The organism is Nocardia sp. NPDC056000 (assembly GCF_042269265.1).
Lineage (GTDB): Bacteria > Actinomycetota > Actinomycetes > Mycobacteriales > Mycobacteriaceae > Nocardia.
In genome coordinates this window covers 71,202-96,524 of sequence record NZ_JBHJXS010000005.1, presented here as the reverse complement: position 1 = coordinate 96,524, position 25,323 = coordinate 71,202, and the positions used below count along the sequence as shown (strand labels likewise).

Below are 25,323 nucleotides of genomic sequence, written 5' to 3'. Positions count from 1 at the left end.
ATGCTAGGGAGACAACGTCGGCGGAAACAGAGTTCTCTTCAGCGAATTCAATTCGGATAGCCGATCACGACCGATAGTCGAAATGCGTTCGCCGCATTCGAATCTCGCGGATCGAAAAGCTATCCGAATTACCGAATAGACCGTTCGGCAGCGCGCACCGAGTCGATCGCTCAGCGTGCCTGCCTGGTCAGTAGGCTTTGCCCGGGTTGAAGATTCCCGCCGGGTCCAGAGCCCGCCGGATGGCGTGCTGCACCCGCAGCGCATCGGCTCCCTGCTCACGCTCGAGCCACTTGCGTTTGAGCACTCCGACGCCGTGTTCGCCGGTGATGGTGCCACCCAATTCCAAGGCTGCGGCGAATATTTCGTCGGCGGCCGACTCGGCCCGGGCGCGTGCCGCGAAATCGCCGTCGGGCACCACGATTATCGGGTGTAGATTTCCGTCTCCGGCATGGCCGAACGTATATATCCGGCTATCGAATTCGGCGGCGATCGCGCTGATACGGCGCACCGCGTCGGCGATCCGCGAGCGGGGGACGGCGATATCCTCGATGAGCGCCCGACCGTGCCGCTCGAGTGCGGGCAGCGCCGCCCGGCGGACCGCGAGCAGTTGGCTCGCCGCGTCGGGATCGCCGCCGACCTCGATGCGAGAGGTGAACTGCCGCAGCACATCCACGATCAGATCGGCTTCCGCTCGGGAGCCGAATCCGTCGGTCTGCGCCACCAGGAAGGAACCGGCCGGGTGCCCTCGCACGCCGAGCAGGTCCTGCGCCTCACGCAGCGACGCCGCGTCGAGCAGTTCCAGCATGGCGGGACGGACCCGTGCCGCCAGCACTCCCGCAGCGGCCGCGGCGGCCTGATCGACGTCGTCGAAATACGCGGCGATGGTGACGATGTCGATCGGAATCGGTTGCAACCGCACCACCGCCTCGACGATGACGCCCAGCGTTCCTTCGGAGCCGGTGAACAGGCCGGTAAGGTCGAGTCCCGCAACGCCTTTCGCGGTGCGGCGGCCGGTATGCAGGAGGCTGCCGTCCGCCAGTACGACACTGAGCCCGAGCACCGCGTCCCGGGTCACGCCGTATTTGACACATCGCAGTCCACCGGCGTTCGTGGCAATGTTCCCCCCGATGGTCGAGATGGCCACACTCGCCGGGTCGGGCGCGTATCGCAGCCCGTGCTCGGCGGCTTCGGCGTCGAGCGTGGCCGCGCTCACTCCGGCCTGCACCACGGCCAGCTCGTCGACCGGCGAAATCTCGAGAATCCGGCGCAGTGCGCTGACATCGAGCACCAGCGCACCCCGCCCCGCACTCGCGCCACCGGCCAGCCCGCTGCCGGCACCCCGGACCACCACCGAAAGTCCCTGTTCGGCAGCGTAAGTGACCGCACGGCGCACATCGTCGACATCGGCGGCGATCACCACGAGCTCCGGCGTTCCCGAGGGCTCATACCCGGATCTGTCCACCCGGTAGGTGTCGGCGATGTCCGGCCCGGTCAGCACGGCTCCGGAGAACAGCGCCGCCCCGGTAACCGACAGCGGCACCGGATCCGGACTCACCGCGTGGCTTCGGATTCGGTCGCGCCGGTGGCGACGGGCAAGGCGGGATCCGAACTCCATTGCGACCAGGAGCCCGGGAACAGCGCCGCGTCGATACCGAGAACAGCCAGCGCGGCGATATCGACGGCCGCGGTCACACCGGATCCGCAGTACACTCCGACCACCGGGGCATTCGAGATGCCCGCGACGGCGAACCGCTGCTCCAATTCCGCTTTGTCCCGGAAGAATCCACGCTCGTCGAGCAGCGATCCGCTGGGCACATTGCGCGCCCCCGGAATGTGACCGGCCACCGGGTCCAACGGCTCGGACTCACCGCGGAACCGCTCGGGAGCTCGCGCGTCGATCAGCACGCCGCGCTCGGGAACCTCTGCGGTCTCGGAGGCGGTCAGGGTGGCCAGCTCACCGTCGTAGAGATCCTCACGCTGGACGACGACATCGCCGGGAACCGGAACCACCGCACCGGTATCGAGTGCGCGCCCCGACTCGGTCCACGCGCTCAGTCCGCCGTCGAGAATGCGCACATCGTGGATTCCCGCCGCGCGCAGCACCCACCACGCGCGTGCCGAACCGGCGCGATTCCAGTTGTCGTACAGCACAATCGGAACCCCGGAGCGTACCCCCCACGCGCGCGTGGCCGCCTGTAGCGTCGCGCCCGAAGGCAGCGGATGGCGGCCGCGTCCGGTGATCGAATGGTCGGTCAGCTCGCTCTCGAGATCGGCGTACACCGCGCCGGGAATGTGGCCGAGCGCGTAGTCCGCACGCCCGTCCGGGCGATCGAGCTGCCAGCGCACATCGAGCAGGGTGACCGGTTCCCCGGTCCGCACTCGCTCGGCCAGCTCGTCCGCGGTGATGAGAACGCTCGCGCGCAGTGCGCTACTTCGGATCGTCATGACAGAACTCCTCTCCGAGGACGAGCAAACCCGACCCCGGTGGCACGGTGAAGTCTTGGAATCAGGGCAATCCCAACGTCTGCGCGCCGTGCGCGAGCGAGCGTACGATCGCCGACCACATCAGTCCGGGAGTGTGGGAGCGACCATGACAACAATTGGGCAGCAAGATAATTCGGATGCGACGTCCAGCCAATGGCGCAACCACGGAGTCCGGGTCATCCCATCCGGGCAGCTCGATCCCAATACCGCGCAGACCCCCGGGATGGATCGTGCGGCGGCGATCAACGCCGCCCGCGTGGGTGCACAGCAGATCTGGGCGGGCACGGTCACCATCCATCCCGATGCCAAAACCGCTGCTCACCACCACGGCGCGCTCGAGAGCGTCATCTATGTGGTGCGCGGTCGCGCGCGCATGCGGTGGGGAAATCAGCTGGAGTTCGTCGCCGAGGCCGGACCGGGCGACTTCATCTTCGTCCCGCCGTATGTCCCGCATCAGGAGATCAATGCCAGCACCGATGAGCCGCTCGAATGCGTGCTGGTGCGCAGTGACAGCGAGGCGGTGGTGGTGAATCTCGATATCGAGCCGGTCGAGGCGCCCGAGACCGTGCACTGGGTGGATCCGATTCATCCGCATCCTTGATCGCCGATCGATCACGCGATTCGATCAGAACTTCCGATCTCTTTCGATGATCGAATTCGATCGATCGAATTGAATTCACGTGATCGCAAATGATTGACCCAAACACGTTCGGCAGGTTGAGTTTTCATCGGTCGGCGGGGTGTCGGTTCCGGCCGAACTCACACTTCGACGAACGGGTGACATGTCTACTCATGAAGAGGCCGATCGTCCGGCCGCACGACCCCTGATCCGCTCGCGCCGACGGCGCACCCTCTGGATCGCGGCGGCCGTCGCGGTCGGGGTGGCTGTCGCGGCGGGCGTGGTGGTCGGGCTGTCGGGCAGCGATGCCGAGGACGCCGGGCCGATCACCGAGAACGGCACGCTGGTCTACGCGGTGGCGGGCACTCAGGTCTCGCTCGATCCGGCGGTGGCGGCGACCGCGGTGACCAGTCTGGTCAATCGCAATATCTTCGATTCGCTGGTGGCGCAGACCGGTCCGGATTCGTTCGGTAAGTGGCTCGCGGATTCGTGGACGATCTCGCCTGACGGCAAAACCTATCGGTTCACGCTGCGCGAAGGGGTGACCTTCCACGACGGCACGCCGTTCACCGCCGAGGCGGTGCGAGCCAGTCTCGATCACATCGTGGATCCGAAGACCAAGTCCGCGTACGCGGCATCGCTGATCAGCGCCTATCAGGAGACACGGGTCATCGATCCGCTCACGGTGGAAGTCGTTCTCAAACAACCGTTCACACCGTTCCTGCAGGCGTTGTCGACACCGAGTCTGGGCATCCAGAGCCCCAAGGCCCTGGCGGATCAGACCTATCGTCCGGTCGGCACCGGTCCCTTCGCCTATGAGAGCTGGGAGCAGGGCAAGGCCGAAACGCTGACGCGGTTCGATGCCTATCGCTGGCCCGCCCCGGGCAGTGCCCATTCCGGTGCGGCGCGCCTGGGCAAACTGGTGTTCCAGTTCATCAATGAGGACGCCACCCGCTACGGCGCGCTGACCAGCGGTCAGGTGCAGGCCATCGGTGGCGTGCCGCCGGTCTCGGCGGACGATCTGGCCAAGCGGGAGAATTTCACGCTGAACTCGGATGAGACGCCCGGCCTGAACTACAACGTGTACCTCAATCAGTCGCGTGGGCCGCTGGCAGATCCGCTGGTGCGCCGGGCGCTGACCGCATCGGTGGATGTGGCGAAGCTGGTGAAGAATATCTACTTCGGTCACTATCCGGTGGCGGACAACGCGATCAGCGAGGTCACCGCCGGATATGACGCCTCGGCGCGCAAGAGCCTGACCGCCTTCGACCCCGACAATGCCAAACGGCTGCTCGATCAGGCCGGATGGAATCACACCGATTCCGAAGGCTTCCGGGTCAAGGACGGCGCGCGGCTGTCGCTGATCTGGCCGTACTGGCCCGACGGCACCCGGGAGCAACGCGACGTGGTCGCCGACGGCATCCGCGCTCAGGCGCGCACCGTAGGCATCGACATCCAGCGGCCCACCGTCGACACCGGCACCTACGTCGACAAGTACCTCATCGGCGGCGGCTACGACCTGGTCGACGTCAGCTTCGCCCGGCCCACCCCCGACGTGCTGAGGTTCGCGTTCTTCTCCGCCAACACCTACGCCAAGGCGGGCGGCAATGTGGCACTGGTCAATTCACCCCAGCTCGACTCCTGGGTAACCGGCGCCGCGGCCACCACCGACCCCAAACAAGCCGCCGGAAACTACTCCTCGGTCCAGCACGAAGTGCTCTCCCAGGCATACATCATCCCGATCTACACCCCGGTCAGCCTGACCGGATACGCCAAGTCGGTACGCGACCTGGCCTTCGACGCCCAGACGTACCCCCGGTTCTACGACGCCTGGCTCGCGGCGTGACGCAATCGCCCGGCACTCCACAGCCGGGGTCGGCACCTGAACCCTCTCAGCAGCTGTCCCGACTGGCGCGGCTGACTCCCGACAACTCACGACGGCTGATTCGACCATCGCGGTGGCTGCCAGACGCGCTGCGGCGGTTGCCGCAACCCGTACGGTGGCTCGTCGGACGCCTTGCTCTCGCAGTGTTGGTGATCTGGGCGGCGGCGACGCTTACTTTTGTTGGGCTGCAGGCTATTCCGGGGGATCCGGCGCGGGCGATCGCGGGTGGGGTGGCGGCGACCAGTTCGCCGCAGGTGCTGGCGCAGATCCGGTCGGAGTACGGGCTGGATTCGCCGGTCCATGTGCAGTACGCCAGGTTCCTCGGGCGTCTGGCGCATGGGGATCTCGGAACTTCGTATCAGCAGCATCGTCCGGTGCGCGCACTCATTGCCGAGCAACTGTGGCCCACTGTTGAACTCGCGGTCGGTGGGCTAGTGCTCGGGCTCGCGGTGTCCGTTGCGGTGGCGATGTTCACCGCTCAGCGTCCGCGCTCGCGGGCTGTGGCGCGGACGGTCGAGTTCACCGCGCTGTCCATGCCCACCTATTGGGTGGGGTTCGTGCTGCTGGCACTGTTCTCGTTCCATTGGCAGGTGTTCCCGGTGGTCGGCGCGACCGGGCTGCGCGGACTGGTGCTGCCGTGGCTTACGCTCGCCGTTGCTGTGGCCGGGGTGCTGTCACAGGTCACCCGAGACGGGCTGGAGCAGGCGCTCGAGCAGCCGTTCGCGGTCACCGTGCGAGCGCGCGGCGCGACCGAACTCCGGGTGCGAGCCGGGCACGCGTTGCGACATGCGGCCGCTCCGGTGCTGACGCTCTCGGGCTGGATGCTGGGGAATCTGCTCGGCGGTGTGGTCGTGGTCGAAACGGTCTTCGCGCGAAAGGGTCTGGGCCAGCTGCTGGTAACCGCGGTGCGCGGCCGCGACTATCCGGTGGTGACCGGCACGGTGGTGCTGACCGCTGCGGCGTTCGCGGTGATCTCGATCGTGCTCGACCAGCTTTACCGGCTGATGGATCCCCGGATTCGGGAGGTGGCTCGGTGAACTCGCCATCGACACGGACGTGGGAGACACCGAATTCGCTTCGGCCATTGCGATATCGGCTTCAGGCAACGTTGAACCGATGGCAAAGGAAGTCGAATCACGAGGGTCCGACGCCGAACCGCCTGCGGCCGAATTCGAACCGATTGCAGCCGAGCCTAAATCGTCTGTGGAACCGACGTTACTGGCTGCGACCGGGGAGAATGGCCGCTGCGATCGTGCTGACGCTGGCCGCAATCGCGGTTATCGCACCTCACCTGTTGGCGGGCTCACCGGAGTCCATCGATCCCGGTATCGCGCTCCAAGCCCCCAGTGGCACACATCTTTTCGGAACAGACTGGCTGGGTCGCGATGAATACGCGCGCGTCGTCTACGGAGCGCGCGCCTCACTGCTGGTCGGGATCGGGTCAACGTTGCTCGCAACGGCCGCGGGCACGCTCTGGGGACTGGCCGCGGCGCTGGGCGGACCGGTCGCCGATCAGATCGGCATGCGGCTCGCCGATGTGCTGCTGGCGTTTCCGACCATTTTGATGGCGCTGCTCGTGGTGGCGGTTCTGGGTCCGGGAACCGGCAACGTGGTGCTGGCCATCACCATCGCGCTGACTCCCGGGTTCGCCCGGCTGGTGCGGATTCGCACTCATCAGGTGCGTCGATTGGCCTACGTACGTGCGGCATTGGATTTGGGGATTCCGCCGTGGCGGGTCACCGTGCAGCACATCATGCCCAATGTGCTGTTGCCGCTGAGCGTGCTGGTGGTGATCAATATCGGCACCGCGATCATTATCGGCTCCTCGCTGAGTTTCCTCGGGCTGGGGCCCGATACCGCGACACCGGAATGGGGCGCGATGCTCGCGCAGTCCCGGAACTATCTGAGCGCCGCGTGGACGCTGGCGTTGTTCCCGGGCCTGGCGGTCACCCTCACCGTGATGTCGATCAGTGTGGCCGGTCGCGCCCTGCGCGACCGCGTGGAGGGGGTCACCCGATGAGCGAACGTCTTTTGTCGGTGCGGGAGCTGTCGGTGAGGTTCGGCGACACCGTCGCGGTGCGGTCGGTCGATCTCGACGTCGACCGGGGCCAATGTGTGGCGTTGGTGGGCGAATCCGGCTCCGGCAAGAGCGTGACCGCACGGGCACTGGTCGGGCTGGCCGGGGTCGATGCCCGGGTGAGCGCCGGCGAACTGACCCTCGGCACGGACGACCTGCACGGCGCGAGCAACGCACGCTGGCGTCGAATCCGTGGCCGCCGTGTGGGTTTCGTCTTGCAGGACGCCCTGACGTCATTGGATCCGTTGCGCCGCATCGGCTACGAGGTCGCCGAACCGCTCGAGATCCACCGGCTCGCCGATGCCGAAAGCCTCGACGACGCGGTGTTCGGGCTGCTCCGACGGGCGGGCATCGACGATCCGGAGCGCCGCTGGCGGCAGTATCCGCACGAGTTGTCCGGCGGTCTGCGTCAGCGGGCGCTGATCGCGTCGGCGCTGGCGGCGGGCCCGGAACTGCTGATCGCGGACGAGCCCACCACCGCGCTGGATGTCGTGGTGCAACAGCAGATTCTGAGGTTGCTGCGCGATCTGCGCGCAGCCGGTACCGCGGTGCTGCTGATCAGCCACGATCTGGCGGTGGTCGCCGAATCGGCGGACACGGTCGCGGTCATGTACGCCGGGATCATCGTCGAACGAGGACCCGCCGAGGTGGTGCTGGGCGCGCCCGCGCATCCGTACACCACCGAATTGCTCTCCGCCGCCCCGCGACTGGACGGCCCGGTGCTGACCTCGGCCGCACCACGCTGGGCCGCACCGGCCGACACCGGCTGCCCGTTCGCGCCGCGTTGCCCGCTCGCCGACGACGACTGCCGCACAGATATTCCCGAGCCGATCCCGCTCGTCGACGGACGCACAGTCCGCTGCCTGCACCCGGGCGAGGCCACCGCCCCGGTCATACCGGTATCCGCGCCGCCCGAACCGGTGCCAGTGAATCCTGTTCCGCTGCTGGAGTTCCGCGCGGCGGGCAAACACTATCAACTGCCCGGCGGCGGCACCGTGGGCCTGGACCCGGTGTCGTTCACACTGCACCCGGGACAAGCCCTGGGGGTCGTCGGCGAATCCGGTTCCGGCAAGAGCACATTGGCCCGGTTGGCGCTCGCGCATCTGACCCCGGACAGCGGCGAAGTGCTGCTCGACGGCACGCCCTGGTCAGGTCTGCGCGAACGCGAACGCCGACCGCACCGGCATCGCGTACAGCTCATCGACCAGGATCCGCTGAGCGCCTTCGATCCCCGGCACTCGGTCGCGGCGATCATCGGCGAGGCACTGTCGCGGATCGGGTCACGAGCCGCCCGCGCCGAACGCGTCGACGAACTGCTCGCCGAGGTCGGCTTGCCGCGCACGCTACGCGATGTGCGACCCGCCCGACTGTCCGGCGGACAACGCCAGCGAGTGGCCATTGCGCGAGCCCTGGCCGCCGCACCGGATCTGATCGTCGCCGATGAGCCGGTCTCCGCACTCGACATCACCATTCAGGCGCAGATCCTGGACCTGTTCGATCGAGTGCGGCGCGACAGCGGAGCCGCGCTGTTGCTCATCTCCCACGATCTCGCCGTGGTACGCAGGCTGTGCCAGCGAGTCGCGGTCATCCAGCACGGACGCATCGTCGAGATCGGCGATACGGCAGCGGTTTTCGCCGATCCTCAGCACGACTACACCCGCGAGTTACTCGCGGCTGTCCCGCGACCGCCGGGCCCGGCCACGGCGTCAGCCCGCTCCGCCTGTCGCGAGCACGACCTCAACCCCGAGGCGACCCACGAACCTTCGCACTCTCCGCCCGAACACTCACTCTCGAAAGGAATCGCATGACATCGACCGATGACCCCCGGGTCGCGATCGTCACCGGTGCCGCGTCCGGCATCGGCCGCGCCACCGCGGAACTGTTCGCCGAGCGTGGACACCGAGTGATCGCCGTGGACGTCGACGAGCGCGGCCTCGCCGCGCTGTCCGGCGATCCGGTGACCCTGACCGGAGACGTGTCCGCCGAAGCGGTGAATCTGGAAGCGGTGCGTACCGCCCTGGACCGGTTCGGCCGGATCGACACCGTGGTGCTCAACGCCGGGACCGGCGGCACGCCGCCGCTGGAGACGCCCGGTGCGGTCGATGCGGCCGACCGCATCTTCGGAGTCAATCTGCGCGGGCCCATTCACGGTCTGCGAGCGGCGATTCCGGCCTTGCGCAAAAGTGGCGGATCGGCGATCTTCACCGCCTCGGTGGCGGGCCTGCGCGGCGATCCGGGCAACTGGGCTTACAACGCGTCCAAGGGTGCGCTGATCAACCTGGTGCGCGCGTTCGCGATCGACTATGCCGCACAGGGTGTGCGGATCAATGCGCTGGCACCGGGTCTGACCCGCACCGGCATCACCGCCAGTGTGCATCAGGATCCGGGCTTGCTGGCGGCCATCGAACGCCGGATTCCATTGGGCCGCTTCGCAGAACCCGTCGAGCAGGCCGAGGCCATCTGGTTCCTGGCTTCGCCGGCGGCGGGTTATATCACCGGCACAACCCTGGTCGTGGACGGCGGTCTCGACGCCAATCTCGGCATTCTGCCGCTGCCCGGCCAGGGCTTCTGATCTATCAGACCGATTTCCGATAGTTCCATCACTCGCACGAAGGAGCACATGATGACCACGATCTCTGCCATCGAAGCCAATAAGGCCGCAGCCCGGCGGTTCTACGACGAGGTGGTATCCCAGGGCAAGCTCGAGGTGCTCGACGAGATCATCGCCGAGGATGGTCGCGATACCGCGGTCCCGGCCGGAAATATCAAGGGCCGGTCCGGATTCGTCGAGCACATTACCTGGCTGCGCGAGAACGTCGAAGGTGTGACCGCCACCGTCGACGATCTGATCGCCGAGGATGATCGGGTGGTCGTCTACTGGAGCATCGACGGCGTGCAGCGCGGTGAGATCTTCGGTGTGCCGGACAGCGGCGCGGGCCGCCGGTTCACCGGGGTCAGCATCAGCACCATTCGCTTCCGGGACGGTCGCATCGTCGAATACGGGGTGCTGCCGGACCGGTACGGCATCGTCGCCCAGCTCGCCCGCTGAGCTTTTCGACACAGCGAAGCCCGGCACGGATTTCCCTGCCGGGCTTCGCGTTTCAGCGTGACCGCCTACCCCTGTGATTGCTCGAGGGTGTCGATCCAGGCGCGCAGGGCCCGCGCGGTCGAGGTCGCGTCCTCCTCGAGCACCGTGAAATGATCGCCCGGAATGTCGGCGGTGCTGTGCGGCACCGGCCAGAACGCCCGCCAATCACGGGGTCCGTCGGTCCGAGTGCCCGGTAGCGGAGTATCCGAGCGCAGCAGATGGATCGGCGTCCGCACGGGCGTGGCGCGCCAGTCCAGGAACACCCGGTTGTAGGTGCCCATGGTGGTGAGCCGCTCGTCCTGCACCGCCAAATCGAACCGGTCGACGCGCGCGAGCATGCCGCCGATCATGGCCCCGGTCCACCACTCCATACCGGGCTCCAGCGCCGCCTCGACGGGATAGCTGTCCACCAGCAGCAGCCCGCGCGGCGCACGCCCCTCCGATTCGAGTGCCGCGGTGACCGCGTGCGCGACACAGCCACCCATGGAGCGGCCCAGCACCACGAACGGACGATCCCCCACCACCTCGATGAGCGCCTCCACTCCGAGTCGCACCAGGGTGTCGACCGAGTCCGGCAGCTCATCGCTGCCAGCGGTGAATCCGGGGGCGGGCACCACGTACACATCGCGCTCCCCGCGCAATTCCTGTGCCACACGCGAGTATTCGTGCGGACCGGAGATCGCACTCACCGCCGGGAAGGCCACCACCACGGTCTCCCCCGGCCCTTCGGCGAGCCGGATGGGTGCCAGCGCATGTCGTGCGCGCTCGTCCACGCTGAAGGTCGTGCGCGCGTGCGATGCTGCAATGAGCAGTTGCGCGGCCTCGAAATGCTTTCCGGCATCATGCATCGCGCGGTGAATCGCGGACAACCCACCGCCGGGGGCGGCAGTTGCCGGAGTCGATCCCGGGTCGGCCCCGATCTGCCCGCCGACGAACTCGGCAATGGCCTGCGGAGTCGGATAGTCGAAGGTGAGAGTCGCGGGCAGCCGCAACCCGGTCACCCGCCCCAAGCCATTGCGCAATTCCACCGCACTGAGCGAATCCAGCCCGAGCTCCACCAGTGCCCGATCACCGGCGATGGACTCCGGAGACGGATGAGCCAGCGCCACACCGACTTCGGTGCGCACCACATCGAGCAGCGCTCTCTCCCGAGCCTCACCTTCGAGCGCCGCGATGGCCCGCAACGTCGATCCCGACTCCGCATCGCGCGCCGCACCGCGCCGCCGCACCGGCACCAGCGACCGCAGCACCGGCGGCAACGCATCCGTCCGCCGAGCCAGCGCCCGCCCGTCGAACCCGGCCGCGACCACCACCGCGGGGTGGCGCACAGCCGCATCCGTCGCACCGCTCGTCACCTGTTTGCCCGCAACACCTTCCGCAAGGTCGACCGTGTCTTCTTGGTTGGGGCTACCCGCCGCGCTTACCGCAGGGCGGCCCGCGGCCGCGTCGAGCAGCGCCAGCGCGGTCGAGGTGGACAGGGCGCGGAGTCCGTTCCTGGCTATGCGCGCGCGGTCGGCGGCCGAGAGCGCCGCTGTCGTACCACTCGTGCGTTCCCATAGGCCCCACGAGATGGATACAGCCGGTAGGCCGAGTGAACGGCGTTGCGCGGCAATGGCATCCAGCTCGGCGTTGGCGGCGGTGTAGGCCGTCTGGCCGGGGCCGCCGAGTTGCGCCGATACCGAGGAGAAGAGCACGAACCGGGTCACCGTGGGGATTGAGCGGGTCAATTCGTCCAGGGCGCGGGCACCACCGCTCTTGGGAGCGGCGACCGCTGCGATTCGCTCCGGGGTGATGGTTTCGAATAGTCCGTCGTCGACCAGGCCCGCCGCATGGATGACGGTGGTCAGGGGGCGTTCGTCGGGGATGGCCGCCAGTACCGCTTCCAGCGCGGAGTGGTCGGATACGTCTACCGCCGCGAGAGTGACCGTGGCACCGCTGGATTCGAGGTCTGCGACCAGTTCTGCCGCTCCCTCGGTGGCCGCGCCACGACGGCCCGCCAGCACCACCGACCGCGCGCCATGTGTGGTGACCAGATAGCGCGCGACCTCCGCACCGAGACCACCGAGACCGCCGGTGACCAGGGTGGTCCCGGTGGTGTCCCAGCTCGAGTCCTCCTCGGCGGCAGGTGGATCCCAGCGCCGCAGCCGGGGCACCGAGAGCCGCCCGGTTCGAAGTACGGTCTGGGAATCCCCGTCGCCCGCCACGGTCAGGGTCGCGGCAAGCGCGGCCCAGGACTCGGGTGCGTCGTCGATATCGCTGAGCAGCAGTCGATCCGGATGTTCGGCTTGCACCGATCGGACCAGACCCCACACCGCCGCGGCGGCCGAATCGGGTGCCTCGGTCTCCGGCACGGAGACCGCGCCACGAGTGAGCACGATGAGCGGCACGGTGGCGGTTTCGGGATCGGCGAGCCAACGCCGCAGCACTGGAAGCAGTGAATCGATGTCGGCCGCAGCAACTATGGCGGCTCCGGCGGCGGACTCGCGTGTGACAGTACCGATCTCGGACAAGAGGCTGTCCCGGGATCGCAGACTGCTGCCGGATTCACCCCCAACGGGCTGACCGGCGGTTCCAGGATCGGCGAGATCGGCGCGGTGGCCACCTGCGCGCAGGGCATCGAGGACCGATTGGGCGTGTGTACCGTCATCGAGCACCAGCCAGTGGCCGAGTGCTGCGGAGGCCGGGAGTTCGGTCCAGGTGACCTCGAACAGAGTGTCGCGCAATTCCGCACGGGCCGAGCGCAGCTGCGCGGTTGATACTCGGCGCGCAACGAGGCTGTCGATGGTGAGTACGGGCGCTCCGGTCGGGTCGGCGGCATCGATGGAGACCGTGTCCGGGCCGGTCGAGGCAATGCGGACGCGCAGGGCCGCAGCGCCGTCGGCATAGATCCGGACTCCGTTCCAGGCGAAGGGGAGCCGGTTCTGACCGGGTGGCACGTCGGCCAGCGCTCGTAGTGCGGGTAGATGCACGGCTGCGTCGAGAAGCGCGGGGTGGACGGCGAAATCTTCGGCAGACGCCCCTACCACCTCGGGTAGTTCCACCTCGACGAACAGCTCACCCTCGCGCTCCCACGCGCGGCGCAGTCCCTGGAACGCGGGACCGTAGGCCAGGCCGGTCTCCAACAGCGTGGGATAGATGCCCGTCACGTCGACGGGGTCGGCTCCCGGCGGCGGCCACGCGCCCAAATCCACCGTGCTCGTGGCGGTTTCGGGTCCGACCACGGCGGTGGCGTGTCTGGTCCAGGCGTCACCGGCACCGCCCACCGGCCGCGAATGGATCGCGACAGCGGAGGTGCCATCCCCATTCACGCTCACCGAAACCTGGAGGTCTACGGCATTGTCACCCAGCACAAGCGGCGACTCCACGATCAGTTCCTCGATCGCGGGCAGCTCTACTTCCTCACCGGCACGCGCTACCAGCTCGAGTAGTGCTGTGCCGGGCACGATGACCGTGCCCAGGACCGCATGGTCGGCCAGCCACGGATGAGTGCGCAGGGACAGCTGCCCGGTGAGCAGTAGTCGATCGCCTTCGGCCGCCGCGATCGCCCCCGATAGCAGCGGATGCTCCAGGGCCCTTGCACCGGCGCTTGCGCCCCTCCGTGCACGGCTGACCGGTTCGGCCCAGAAGCGCTGCTGTTGGAAGGCGTAGGTGGGCAGAGCGATACGCGCGGCGGGCGGCACGATGTCAGCCCAGTCGACTCGGTGTCCGTGGGTGTAGACGGCACCGGCGGCGCTCAGCACGGTGGCGATCTCAGGGCGACCATTGCGTACCAGCGCCGTCACCGATACCTGCTCCTCGGCCAAGATCGCCGAAATCATCGGTGCGAGCACCGCATCGGCCCCGATCTCGAGGAACACCCCGGCACCCTGTCCGCGCACGGTGCGGACGGCATCGGCGAAACGTACGGTGCCGCGTAGATGCCGGACCCAGTAGTCCGGATCAGCCAGCTCCTCGCGGCCGACCACCGCGCCCGTGCTGTCCGATACCAGGGTGACGCCGTCAGGCTCGGCGAAGTCGAGTTCGGCTACCACACTGGCGAATTCGTCGAGCACGGGTTCCATGAGTGGTGAGTGGAAAGCGTGCGAGACCGTCAACCGCTTGACCCGCCGTCCTGATCCGGTGAGCTCGGCCGCAACCGCCACCACCGCGTCCTCGGCCCCGGAGATCACCACCGCATTCGGCCCGTTGACCGCCGCGATCGACACCTGCGGCGAATTCTCCAATGCCACAGCGGCACTGTCGCCGGTGTGCGCGACGCTGCTCGCACGTGCGGTGACCGTATCGATGACAGTGCGCACCTCGGCCTCGGTCGCCTCGATCGCGACCATGGCACCACCTGGAGGCAATGCGCCCATCAATCGCGCACGGGCCGCGACCAGCCGAGCGGCATCCTCGAGCGAGAGCACCCCGGCCGCATGCGCGGCCACGATCCCTCCGATGGAATGCCCTGCGACAGTGTCGATCTCGATGCCCCATGACACCAACAGCCGGTACAGCGCGGTCTCGAAGGCGAAGATCACCGGCTGGGTGTAGAGGGTCGAGTCAATGAGACCAGCGGTGCCCGGCGCGCCGAACGCGACCTCGCGCACCGAGCGCTCCACGGCCGCACCGAGATAGCGGTCCAGCGCAGCAGCTGCCGCGTCGAATGCCGCCGCGAACACCGGAAAACGTTCGTACAGCGCCGCTCCCGCACCGGCGCGCTGGCTGCCCTGCCCGGCGAACACGACGCTGACTCCCCCGTTCGCGTCCGTCGCGAGCACCGCTGCGGGGCTGACCCGTCCCTGCGCCACCGCATCCAGCGCCGCGACCAACTCGCCTCGTTCGATCGCGACGATGACCGCACGGGTGTCGTGCGCGACCCGATCCCGCACCAGAGCCGAAGCAATCGACGCGGGTTCGACGGTTGTGGCCGAGACGAATTCGGCGAGCCGCGCCGCCTGAGTACGCAGCCCGTCCACTCCATGGCCCGAGACCACGAACGGCAGCTGTCCGGCAGTCGCGGGCGCAGTCCCCGAATCAGGTGCGCTGACCTCCCCCAGCACGGTTCCCGCCTCCGGCACGGTTTCCGGTTCCGGCGCGATCCCAGCCGCCTCGTCCTGCGGCTCATCCACCGCTTGCTCGACGATCACGTGTGCGTTCGTGCCCGAGACCCCGAACGCGGAGACTCCCGCGCGCCGCGCGCGGCCGGTTTCGGGCCATTCGCGTGCCCGCGACAGCAGCTCGACGCTGCCTGATTCCCAATCCACGAGCGTGGACGGCGTTCCCAGATGCAAGGTTTCAGGCAGGTGCGCGTGCCGGAGGGCTTCGACGAGCTTGATCACGCCCGCTACTCCCGCCGCCGCTTGAGCGTGGCCGATATTTGATTTCAGGGAGCCCAACCACAAGGGTTCACCGGTGGTGCGTGATCCGTAGGTCGCCAGAATGGCCTGCGCCTCGATGGGGTCGCCGAGTACGGTGCCGGTGCCGTGCGCTTCGACCGCGTCGACATCGCCGACACCCAGACCGGCATCCGCGAGCGCCTCGCGGATCACCCGCTGTTGTGCGGGCCCATTGGGCGCGGTGAGTCCGTTGGACGCGCCGTCCTGATTGATCGCGGTACCGCGCACCACCGCCAGTACCTGATGGCCGTTGCGGCGGGCCTCGGAAAGTCGTTCCAGCAGCACAATTCCCACTCCTTCGGACCAGCCGGTGCCGTCCGCGTCATCGGAGAACGCCTTGCAACGGCCGTCCGGGGCCAGCCCGCGCTGGCGGGAGAACTCGGTGAACCCGATCGGGGTGGACATTACCGACGCGCCGCCCGCGACCGCGAGATCGATCTCGCCCGCCCGTAGCGCCCGCACCGCGAGGTGCAACGCCACCAGTGAGGACGAGCAGGCCGTATCGACGGTTACCGCCGGGCCCGCGAAACCGAAGGTGTAGGCGATCCGGCCCGACACCACGCTGCCGAGGTTGTTGATCGCGAGGTAGCCCTCGAGATCCTCGGGCACCGGATCCAGGCGCGAACCGTAGTCGTGACCGGCGAGTCCGGCGTATACACCGGTGCGACTGCCCCTGAACGCGTGCGGATCCAGGCCCGCGCGTTCGAACGCCTCCCAGGTCACGCGCAGTAACAGTCGCTGCTGCGGGTCCATCGACAGCGCCTCGCGGTGCGAGATGCCGAAGAAGTCCGGGTCGAATTCGGCTGCGCCGGTGAGGAATCCGCCCTGTCTGGCATAGGAGGTACCGGGCACGTCCGGATCCGGATCGTAGAGCGCCTCCAGATCCCAGCCGCGATCGGCGGGGAAATCCCCGACCGCGTCACCGCCGCGCGTCACCAATTCCCAGAGTTCCTCGGGCGAGGACACCCCGCCCGGGAGCAGGCACGCGGTGCTCACGATGGCTATCGGTTCGCGCGAGCGGGCCTCGATCTCGTCGAGGCGCTGTTGCAACCGCTGTTCCTTGGCGATGGAACGCTTGAGGTATTCACGGAGTTTGGCTTCGGTGGCCATCTCGTCAGTTCCTGTCTACCAGGTCGAATAGTTCGTCATCGGAAGCGGAGTCGAGGTCGAGCTCGGCCCCCGGTGCGGCGAGGCGATCGGCGAGCGCGCGCAGTCGGTCGGCTACCGCGTCGGTATCGGCCGCGCCGCCGGTCAGTAGTTCCTCGAGCGCTCGCAGGGCATCATCGGCATCGATCGGCGCTGCGCGATCCACACCGCCCGCGCTGGGTAGAGCGGACGCGATGAAGTCCGCCACCGCCGCGGGCGCGGGATGGTCGAAGATGAGCGTGGCGGGCAATGCCAACCCCGTCGCGGACCGCAATCGATTGCGTAGGTCGACCGCGGTCAACGAATCCAGGCCCAGCTCACGGAAGGCGCGCGTGGCCGGAACATCCGCGGCACTACCGTGTTTGAGCACTGCGGCGGTCTCGGCACGAACCAGGTCCAGTACAGCACCGCGTCGCTCGGTCTCGTCGAGCCCGGAGAACCGATCCAGCACAACGGGACTCGCTATCTCGGCGATCTCGCTCGGTGCACGACCGGGTCGGTCGCCACGGCGCGAGGCCGAACGGTCCGCGTCGATCCAGTACCTGCTGCGCTGGAAGGCATAGGTGGGCAGGTCGATTCGATGGCCACGGCTGCGCAGCAGCGCCTCACCGTCAACGGTTAGACCGCGGCTGACCGCCGTGGCCACCGAGAGCGCGACGCGCTGCGGCCCGCCCTCATCGCGGCGCAGCGTGCCCACCACGACCGTGGCGGTCGTGTCGGTGTCGGCGATGGTCTCCTCGAGCACCGACGACAGCACCGGGTGCGGGCCGATCTCGACGAACGCCCGGTAGCCGTGTTCCAGGAGCAGTCGGGTGGCCTCCTCGAACCGCACTGTGCCGCGCAGGTTCTCGAACCAGTACTCCCCCGTCAGCTCGGTACCGTCGAGCCAGTCCGCTGACACCGTTGACAGAACCGGGACGGTCGCGGCTCTCGGCCGCACCGCCTCGAGTTCGGTGTTCAAGGTCGCGCGCAGGTCATCCATCTGCGCCGAGTGCGAGGCGTAGTCGACCGCCACCCGTCGATTGCGCACTCCGTCGGCGTCCAGCCGGGCCAGCAGCTCCTCGATGGCATCCACCGCACCGGAGAGCACCACCGAGGTGGGCGAGTTCACCACGGCCACCGAAATCCGTCCGTCGTACTCCGCGACCAGCTCGGTCGCGGCTGTCGCGGACAACGAGACCGCTGCCATGGCACCGTGCCCGGCGTGCGCGGCAATCGCCTTACTGCGCAACGCGACCACCCACGCGCCGTCCTCGAGCGAGAGTGCCCCCGCGACCACGGCCGCGGCGATCTCGCCCTGCGAGTGGCCGACCACCGCGTCCGGCCGCACACCGTGTGCGGCCCAGACCTCCGCGAGCGCGACCATGATCGCCCACAGCGCGGGCTGGACCACATCGACCCGATCGGTGTCGATATCGGCGCGCCCGAGCAGAACCTCGAGCACCGGCCAATCGACGAACGGCGTCAGCGCTCGCGCGCATTCCTCCAGCCGCTGCGCGAAAACCGGAGTGGTGCGGTACAACTCGTCCGCCATGCCCGGCCACTGACCACCTTGGCCGGGGAACACGAACACCGTCCGCCCGGTCACATCAGCGGTCCCGGTGACCACATGAGCGGGCAGCGCCGAGCCCGAAGCGAGCGCCTCGAGTCCTGCGCGCAGCTCGTCGGCGTCGCCCACGATCAACGCCCGCTCGGCAAGTGCCGCGCGCGAATCCCACAGCGTCCGTGCGATATCGACGTCGGTGAGTTCGTCCCTGGCCCGCAGATACGTCGCCAACGCAACCGCCTGCCCACGCAACGCGGCAGCGTCGTGCCCGGACAGCGCCCACACCACCGGGGGCTCCGATCCCGCAGCCTCGGAACCGGCTCCGAGCGCGGCGGACTTTCCTACAGCCCCCGGACCGGAGCCGACGTCAGCCGCGGAAGGTTCGGCGATATCCACTGGTACCGAGTCGGATCCGAGCAACAGCGGTTGCGCGACATCCCCTGGTTCGGAGTCGGTTGCGAGTCCGGACGGCTCTTCGATGATGACGTGGGCGTTGGTGCCGCTCACGCCGAACGAGGAGATGCCCGCTCGGCGCGGGGTGGACTGCGGCTCCCAGGGCCGGGCCTCGGTCAGCAGGCGTACGGTGCCTGCGGTCCAGTCGACGTGCGGGGTGGGCTCGTCGACGTGCAGGGTTTGTGGAAGACGCCGATTGCGGAGCGCCAGAATCATTTTGATGATTCCCGCGCCACCGGCGGCGGCCTGGGTGTGGCCCACGTTCGATTTCAGCGAGCCCAGCCACAGTGGCTGATCCGGGTCGTGCTCGGCACCGTAGGTCGCGATGATCGCCTCGGCTTCGATCGGGTCGCCGAGCCTGGTGCCGGTTCCGTGCGCCTCCACCACGTCGACCTCGCTCGCACGCAGGCCCGCGTTGGCCAGTGCCTGTCGGATCACGCGCTGTTGGGCCGGGCCGTTCGGCGCGGTGAGGCCGCTGGACGCACCGTCCTGGTTGACCGCCGAGCCGCGCACCACGGCTAGCACCGGGTGGCCGGATCGCTGTGCGTCGGACAGTCTTTCGAGTACGAGCATGCTCACGCCTTCGGCCCAGCCGGTGCCGTCGGCGGCGGCCGCGAACGCCTTGCAACGGCCATCGGTGGCCAGTGCGCGCTGGCGCGAGAATTCCACGAAAGTGGCGGGGCTGGCCATGATCGCGACGCCGCCCGCCAGCGCCAGATCGCTCTCCCCCGAACGCAGTGACTGCGCCGCCAGATGCAGGGCCACCAGCGAGGATGAGCACGCGGTGTCGACGCTGAGCGCGGGCCCCTCGAATCCGAAGGTGTAGGCGATGCGACCGCTGGCGACGCTGCCCGCGCTGCCATTGACCAGATAGCCCTCCAGATCGGCGGGGGCGTCCTGAATATGCGGGGCGTAATCGTGATACATGGTGCCCGCGAACACCCCGGTCCGACTGCCACGCAACGATGTCGGGTCGATGCCGGCGCGTTCCAGTGCCTCCCAACTCGTTTCGAGTAGCAACCGCTGCTGCGGGTCGGTGGCCAGAGCTTCGCGGGGCGAGATGCCGAACAATCCCGCGTCGAAATCGGCCGCGCCCACGAGGAATCCACCGTGCCTGGTGTACGAGGTGCCCGGATGCTCGGGATCGGCGTCGTAGAGCGATTCCAGATCCCAGCCCCGGTCGCCCGGGAATTCGGCGATGGCGTCGCCACCGGTGTCGAGCAGTCGCCACAGCGCGTCGGGTGTTTCGATACCGCCGGGCAGGCGCAGTGCCATCCCCACGATCACGATCGGATCCGCCTCGGTGGTGTCCGCCGCCAGGGCTGCGGCAGGGGCGGTCTCGGTCGCCCCGGACAGCCGCGCGTGCAGCAGGTCCGCAATGGCCTGCGGCGTCGGGTGATCGAAGGTCAACGTGGCGGGCAGACGCAACCCGGTCGCGGACGCGAGCCGGTTGCGCAATTCCACCGCGGTGAGCGAATCGAGTCCCAGCTCGGTCAGGGCACGATCGCCGCGGATGCCGACGGGGTCCGGATGATCGAGTGCCACGGCGGCCTCACGGCGCACCACGTCCAGCAGCAGCGCCCGCTGGTCGTCGGCTGACCGCCCGGTCAACGCGGAGGACAGGCTCGAATCCGTCTCGCGCACGGTTGATTCCGCTCGACGGCGCTTCGTGCGCACCAAGATCCGCAGCAGTGGCGGCACCTCGATACCGGGTCGATCGAACGCCGACAGGTCCAGAGGCGCGGGAACCAGCAGCGGGCTGTCGCGGTGGAACACGGCGACGTCGAACAGATCCAATCCATGCTCGGCCGAGAGCGCGCGCACGCCCTGGCGGGCCAGTCGAGCCCGATCGGCGTCCGTGAGATGCGCTGTCACGCCGCTGGTTTCAGCCCACAGCCCCCAGGCCAGCGACACGGCGGGCAGCCCGTCCGCCTGCCTGCGGGCAGCGAGCGCGTCCAACCCGGTGTTGGCGGCAGCGTACGCTGCCTGCCCGGCCGTGCCCAGCAAGCCCGCGACCGAGGAGTACAACACGAACGCGGATAGCTCGAGTTCCCGGGTCAGCTCATCGAGCAGTTGTGCCGCAGCCAGTTTCGGCGCGAGTACCGCGTCGAACCGCTCGTCGGAGAGGGTGTCGAGCACACCGTCGTCGACGATTCCCGCGGCGTGCACCACGGCGGTGAGCGGATGCTCCGGAGTCACCGCGGCCAGCACCCGGGCAACGGTGTCACGGTCGGTGAGATCCGCCGACACCACCAATACCCGCGCGCCCAGCCCACGCAACTCTGCCGCCAGCTCCGAGGCACCGGGCGCACCGGCTCCCCTGCGACTGGCCAGAATCAGATGCCGAGCACCGTGGCGTTGGACCAGATGCCGTGCCAGCAGCGCGCCGAGACCACCGGTCCCACCGGTGATCAGCACGGTTCCTTCGGGATCCCACGTTCGAGATCCGACCTCGACAGGCTCGTCTACCAACCGAGATGCGGCGGCGACATGATCCGCGTGCACCGGCCGGGGCTCCGCGACGATGCTCGCGTGAGTCAACCGGGGAACGTAGGCGCGGCCCGCGCGGATCGCCAATTGCGGTTCGTCCCGGGTCGCGGTCAGCGCGCGTGGCAGGACGTGCCGGGATGCGGGGTCGTCGTCGGTGTCGACCACGGTGATCGTTCCGGCGCGTTCGGTGGCCGCGACGCGAGCCAAGCCCCAGATCGCGGCGGCATCGGGGTCGGGGCGGTCGCCGGGGGCAGCGGCGATGGCGTTGTGGGTGAGCAGGATTCGCTCGGCCGCGTCCGTCTCGCGCAGAACCGCCAGAGCGGCGTGTGCGGGGGCATCGAAGCCGTTGGAGTCCCATGCACGCTGCTCATCGAGTGGTGCCGCTTCCGGCAGTGGGTATTCGACCCATACCGTTTCGAAGAGGCCCTCGCGTGCCGGGGCGCGTTCGGCTTGGGCCGCGCGCAGGACCAGGGTGTCGACCGAGAGCACGGGTGCGCCGGTGGGGTCGGTGGCGAGTAAGTCGCTGAGCCCGTCGGTGGTGACGGTGAAGCTCACCCGCAGCGCGGTGGCTCCGGTGGAGTGCGCGCGGAATCCGTTCCACACGAAGGGGATTCGTGGTGCTTCTGCGTCGGGGGTGGTGATCGCGACCGGGTGCAGCGCGGCATCGAACAGCGCGGGGTGCACGAGGTATCCCGCGGGGTCCGCGTGCCCGGATTCCGGTAGCGCTATCTCGGCGTAGCGGGAGTGCCCGCGCCGCCAGATGGCACGGACGCCTCGGAAGCTGGGGCCGTAGTCCAGACCTGCCGCCAACAGTCGCTGGTAGGCGTCGGTGAGGTCGACCGGTTCGGCATCGGCGGGCGGCCATGAATCGGGCACCGCCGCAACGAAACCCGTGTGAGAGCTGTTCAGTCTGCCGATCGCGTGCCTGGTCCACGGTGCGTCCGGGTCGGCGGGCGGGCGGGAGTGGATCTCGACGACGTGATGCTCCTCGACCCGCTGGGCGCTCACCTGGACCTCGACGCCGGACTCGGGGTTCAACACCAGCGGCGTCTCGATCACGAGTTCGTCGACCGCGTCGGCACCCACCGCGTCCGCGACATGCAATGCCAATTCCGCCAGCGCGGTCCCCGGTACGTAGATCCGCCCGGACACAACGTGGTCGGCCAGCCATGGCTGATCCACGATCGACAGCCGTCCGGTGGCGATGACTCCGTCACCGGAGGCGAGGCGCACGGTGGTCGCGAGCAGCGGATGTGCACCGTGGCTCGATTCGGTGACAGCGGTAGTGGTTGCCCAGAAGCGCTCGTATCGGAAAGCGTAGGTCGGCAAAGCAATTCGCCGCTGCTGCGGCACGATGGCGGTCCAGTCGACCCGGCGGCCGTTGGCGTGCACTGCCGCCGCCGCCGACAGCGCCGTGGCGCTCTCGTCGCGTCCGTTGCGGACCGCGGCGACCGCGACCCAGGGGTCGGGGTCATCGGCCAGGGTCGCGGACACCATCGGCGTGAGCACGGCGTCCGCGCCCAGCTCGACGATGATTCCGACACCCTCGGTCCGCAGCCCGGCGACCGCGTCCGCGAATCGCACGGTGCCGCGCAGATGCCGCACCCAGTAGGACGGCTCGGATAGCTCGGCGGCCGTGATCGGCGCACCGGTGACATCGGAAACCAGTGTGCGGACCAGTGGTTCGGTGACGGTCAGCCCCGCCACCACGTCGGCGAAGTCTGCGAGCACGGGATCCATTGCCGCGGAATGGAAGGCGTGCGACACCACCAGGCGCTTGACCCGGCTGCCCGATCCGGACAATCGCGCCGCGAGATCGAGCACCGGCGATTCGGCACCGGAGATCACCACAGCGCGCGGGCCATTCACAGCGGCGATCGAAACCGCCTCGCCCACACCGGCCTGCTCGATCGCCGTACGGATCTCAGCCTCGGTGGCCTCGACCGCCACCATCGCACCACCTCGGGGCAGCGCGCCCATCAACCGGCCCCGCGCGGCGACCAAGCGGGTGGCATCGGTCAGCGACAACGCGCCCGCCACATGCGCGGCCACCACACCGCCAATGGAATGCCCTGCGACCGTGGCGATCTCGATACCCCACGATTCCAGCAGCCGGAACAGTGCCACCTCGACGGCGAATATCACCGGCTGGGTGTAGGTGGTGTCGTCGATCAGCCCTTCGGTGCCCGGCGCGCCGAAGGCCACCTCTCTGATCGAGAACCGCACCGCCGCACCGAGCTGCTCATCGAGCAGGGCCACCGTCGCGTCGAAGGATTCCCGGAAGGCGGGAAACCGTTCGTAGAGTTGGCGTCCCACGCCCGCGCGCTGGCTGCCCTGCCCGCCGAACACCACACCCACCGCACCGGTAGCACCCCCGCTGACCGTGACCCCGGCCCCCGGTGTCCCGTTCGCCAGCGCGGACAAACCCGCGATCAGCCGGTCACGATCGGCGGCCGTGACCACGGCCCGAGCCCCGAAGGTGACGCGGTCGCGGATCAACGCCGACGCAATACGACCGAGATCCGCATCGCCGCTCTCTCCGAAATGACGTGCCAGCGTGTCAGCTTGCGCACGTAGGGCAGCCTCCGAGGTCCCCGAGATCAGGAACGGCAACACATGACCCGGCGACTTCGATTCCGGCGCTGCGATGTCGTCGGTCCCCTCGACTGGCGAGACCTGTTGTGACGCGACGGAATCGGTAGTACGACCACCTGTAGATTCGGTGGAGGCGTTGGAATCGATGGCCTGTTCGAGAATTACGTGGGCATTCGTGCCCGAGACTCCGAACGCCGAGACGCCCGCGCGCAGCGGCCTGCCCGGGGATGGCCAGGCACGCGACCGGGTTACCAGCTCGACCTGCCCGGCGGTCCAATCCACCAGGGTGGAGGGCTTTTCCGCGTGCAGGGTCGCGGGTAGTGACCCGTGGCGCAGTGCCAGGACCATCTTGATGACTCCGGCCACGCCCGCGGCGGCCTGGGTGTGGCCGATATTGGACTTCACCGCGCCCAGCAGGAGTGGCTCGGCGCGGTGGCGCCCGTAGGTCGCCAGGAGTGCCTGGGCCTCGATCGGATCGCCGAGTTCGGTTCCGGTGCCATGCGCTTCGACCGCGTCCACTTCGGACGCGCTCACTCCGGCGTCGGTGAGCGCTTCGCGAATCACCTGCTGCTGGGCGGGACCGTTGGGCGCGGTCAGGCCGTTGGACGCACCGTCCTGATTGACCGCGCTGCCCCGAATCACCGCGAGCACCTCATGGCCGAGCCTGCGGGCGTCCGAAAGCCGCTCCACCAGAAGCACTCCCGCGCCTTCGCCCCAGCCAGTACCGTCCGCGCCGTCGGCGAACGCCTTGCAGCGCCCGTCCACCGACAGTCCGCGTTGGCGGGAGAACTCGACGAAGATCGCCGGGGTCGACATGATCGTCGCGCCGCCCGCGACGGCGAAGTCCACCTCACCCGCCCGCAGCGCTCGCACCGCGAGGTGCAGCGCCACCAGGGACGACGAGCACGCCGTGTCGACGGTCAGGGCTGGGCCCTCGAACCCCAGTGTGTAGGCGATGCGCCCGGACAGCACGCTGGCCGCCGTGCCGGTGACCAGGTAGCCCTCCACACCGGCGGGCACCTTGCCACTGCCGGTCACGTAGTCCTGGCCGTTGGTGCCGACGTAGACACCTGTGCGGCTGCCGCGCAGCGAACGCGGATCGATGCCCGCACGTTCGAAGGCCTCCCAGGTGGTGTGCAGGAGAAGTCGCTGCTGCGGATCCATCGCCAAGGCCTCGCGCCGGGAGATACCGAAGAACTCCGGATCGAAATCGGCTGCGCTGTCGATGAATCCACCGTGTCGGGTGTAGGCCGTGCCAGGATGGTCGGGATCGGCGTGATAGAGGTTCTCCAGATCCCACCCGCGATCGTCCGGGAACTCCGATAGCGCGTCCCGGCCCGCACTGAGCAGGTCCCAGAATCGTTCCGGGGTATCGGCCCCACCCGGGAATCGGCAGCCGAGCGCCACGATCGCGATCGGTTCCTGCTGTGCGGCGGTGACCTCCTGCAATTGCTGCCGGGTCTTGTACAGTTCCTCGCTCACCCGGCGCAGCAGGTGCCGGATCTTGTCGTCGCCCGTGGCGTCGTCAATAGCGTTCACAGCGGTGCCTTTCACTCTTCGCG

The 25,323-nt window shown here is 68.5% G+C and carries 10 protein-coding genes and 3 pseudogenes; 7 read left to right on the top strand and 6 right to left on the bottom strand.

Annotation, left to right across the window (positions count from 1 at the left end; translation table 11 throughout):
- Positions 1–187: 187 nt before the first annotated feature.
- Positions 188–1,555: an FAD-binding oxidoreductase gene (locus ACFC4D_RS15920; protein WP_376063816.1), complete on the bottom strand. Its 1,368-nt coding sequence runs from the start codon at positions 1,553–1,555 to the stop codon at positions 188–190.
- Positions 1,552–2,445: a sulfurtransferase gene (locus ACFC4D_RS15915; protein WP_376063814.1), complete on the bottom strand. Its 894-nt coding sequence runs from the start codon at positions 2,443–2,445 to the stop codon at positions 1,552–1,554. The genes ACFC4D_RS15920 and ACFC4D_RS15915 overlap by 4 nt, the downstream gene beginning before the upstream one ends.
- Positions 2,446–2,590: 145 nt before the next feature.
- Between ACFC4D_RS15915 and ACFC4D_RS15910 the strand changes: the two genes are divergently transcribed.
- The 7 genes from ACFC4D_RS15910 (at position 2,591) to ACFC4D_RS15880 (ending at position 10,114) form a co-directional block, all read left to right on the top strand.
- Positions 2,591–3,085 (top strand): cupin domain-containing protein, encoded by a 495-nt coding sequence (locus ACFC4D_RS15910; protein ID WP_376063812.1) that lies wholly within the window; start codon positions 2,591–2,593, stop codon positions 3,083–3,085.
- A gap of 181 nt (positions 3,086–3,266) precedes the next feature.
- Complete coding sequence (locus tag ACFC4D_RS15905; protein ID WP_376063810.1) at positions 3,267–4,949, top strand: ABC transporter substrate-binding protein; 1,683 nt, start codon at positions 3,267–3,269, stop codon at positions 4,947–4,949.
- A complete protein-coding gene (locus ACFC4D_RS15900) occupies positions 4,946–6,025 on the top strand; it encodes an ABC transporter permease (protein WP_376063807.1) in 1,080 nt (359 codons plus the stop codon). The genes ACFC4D_RS15905 and ACFC4D_RS15900 overlap by 4 nt, the downstream gene beginning before the upstream one ends.
- 200 nt (positions 6,026–6,225) lie before the next feature.
- Complete coding sequence (locus ACFC4D_RS15895) at positions 6,226–7,008, top strand: ABC transporter permease (RefSeq protein ID WP_376063805.1); 783 nt, start codon at positions 6,226–6,228, stop codon at positions 7,006–7,008.
- A complete protein-coding gene (locus ACFC4D_RS15890; protein ID WP_376063802.1) occupies positions 7,005–8,873 on the top strand; it encodes a dipeptide ABC transporter ATP-binding protein in 1,869 nt (622 codons plus the stop codon). The genes ACFC4D_RS15895 and ACFC4D_RS15890 overlap by 4 nt, the downstream gene beginning before the upstream one ends.
- The gene (locus ACFC4D_RS15885) at positions 8,870–9,637 is read left to right on the top strand and encodes an SDR family NAD(P)-dependent oxidoreductase (RefSeq protein ID WP_376063800.1); all 768 of its coding nucleotides are present in this window, start codon (positions 8,870–8,872) and stop codon (positions 9,635–9,637) included. The genes ACFC4D_RS15890 and ACFC4D_RS15885 overlap by 4 nt, the downstream gene beginning before the upstream one ends.
- A 51-nt stretch (positions 9,638–9,688) precedes the next feature.
- Complete coding sequence (locus ACFC4D_RS15880; RefSeq protein ID WP_376063798.1) at positions 9,689–10,114, top strand: ester cyclase; 426 nt, start codon at positions 9,689–9,691, stop codon at positions 10,112–10,114.
- A 65-nt stretch (positions 10,115–10,179) separates the two neighbouring features.
- Here ACFC4D_RS15880 and ACFC4D_RS15875 read toward each other — a convergent pair whose 3' ends face one another.
- The 4 genes and pseudogenes from ACFC4D_RS15875 to ACFC4D_RS15860 form a co-directional block, all read right to left on the bottom strand.
- Entirely contained in the window at positions 10,180–13,893 is a 3,714-nt protein-coding gene (locus tag ACFC4D_RS15875; protein ID WP_376064846.1) for an SDR family NAD(P)-dependent oxidoreductase, read from the bottom strand.
- 21 nt (positions 13,894–13,914) lie between these two features.
- Positions 13,915–14,865: pseudogene (locus ACFC4D_RS15870) on the bottom strand (acyltransferase domain-containing protein); the annotation flags it as partial.
- Between the two features lie 579 nt (positions 14,866–15,444).
- Positions 15,445–16,641 (bottom strand): annotated as a pseudogene (locus ACFC4D_RS15865) (beta-ketoacyl synthase N-terminal-like domain-containing protein); the annotation flags it as partial.
- Positions 16,642–16,870: 229 nt separating this feature from the next.
- A pseudogene (locus ACFC4D_RS15860) lies at positions 16,871–25,300 on the bottom strand (SDR family NAD(P)-dependent oxidoreductase); the annotation flags it as partial.
- Positions 25,301–25,323 lie beyond the last annotated feature (23 nt).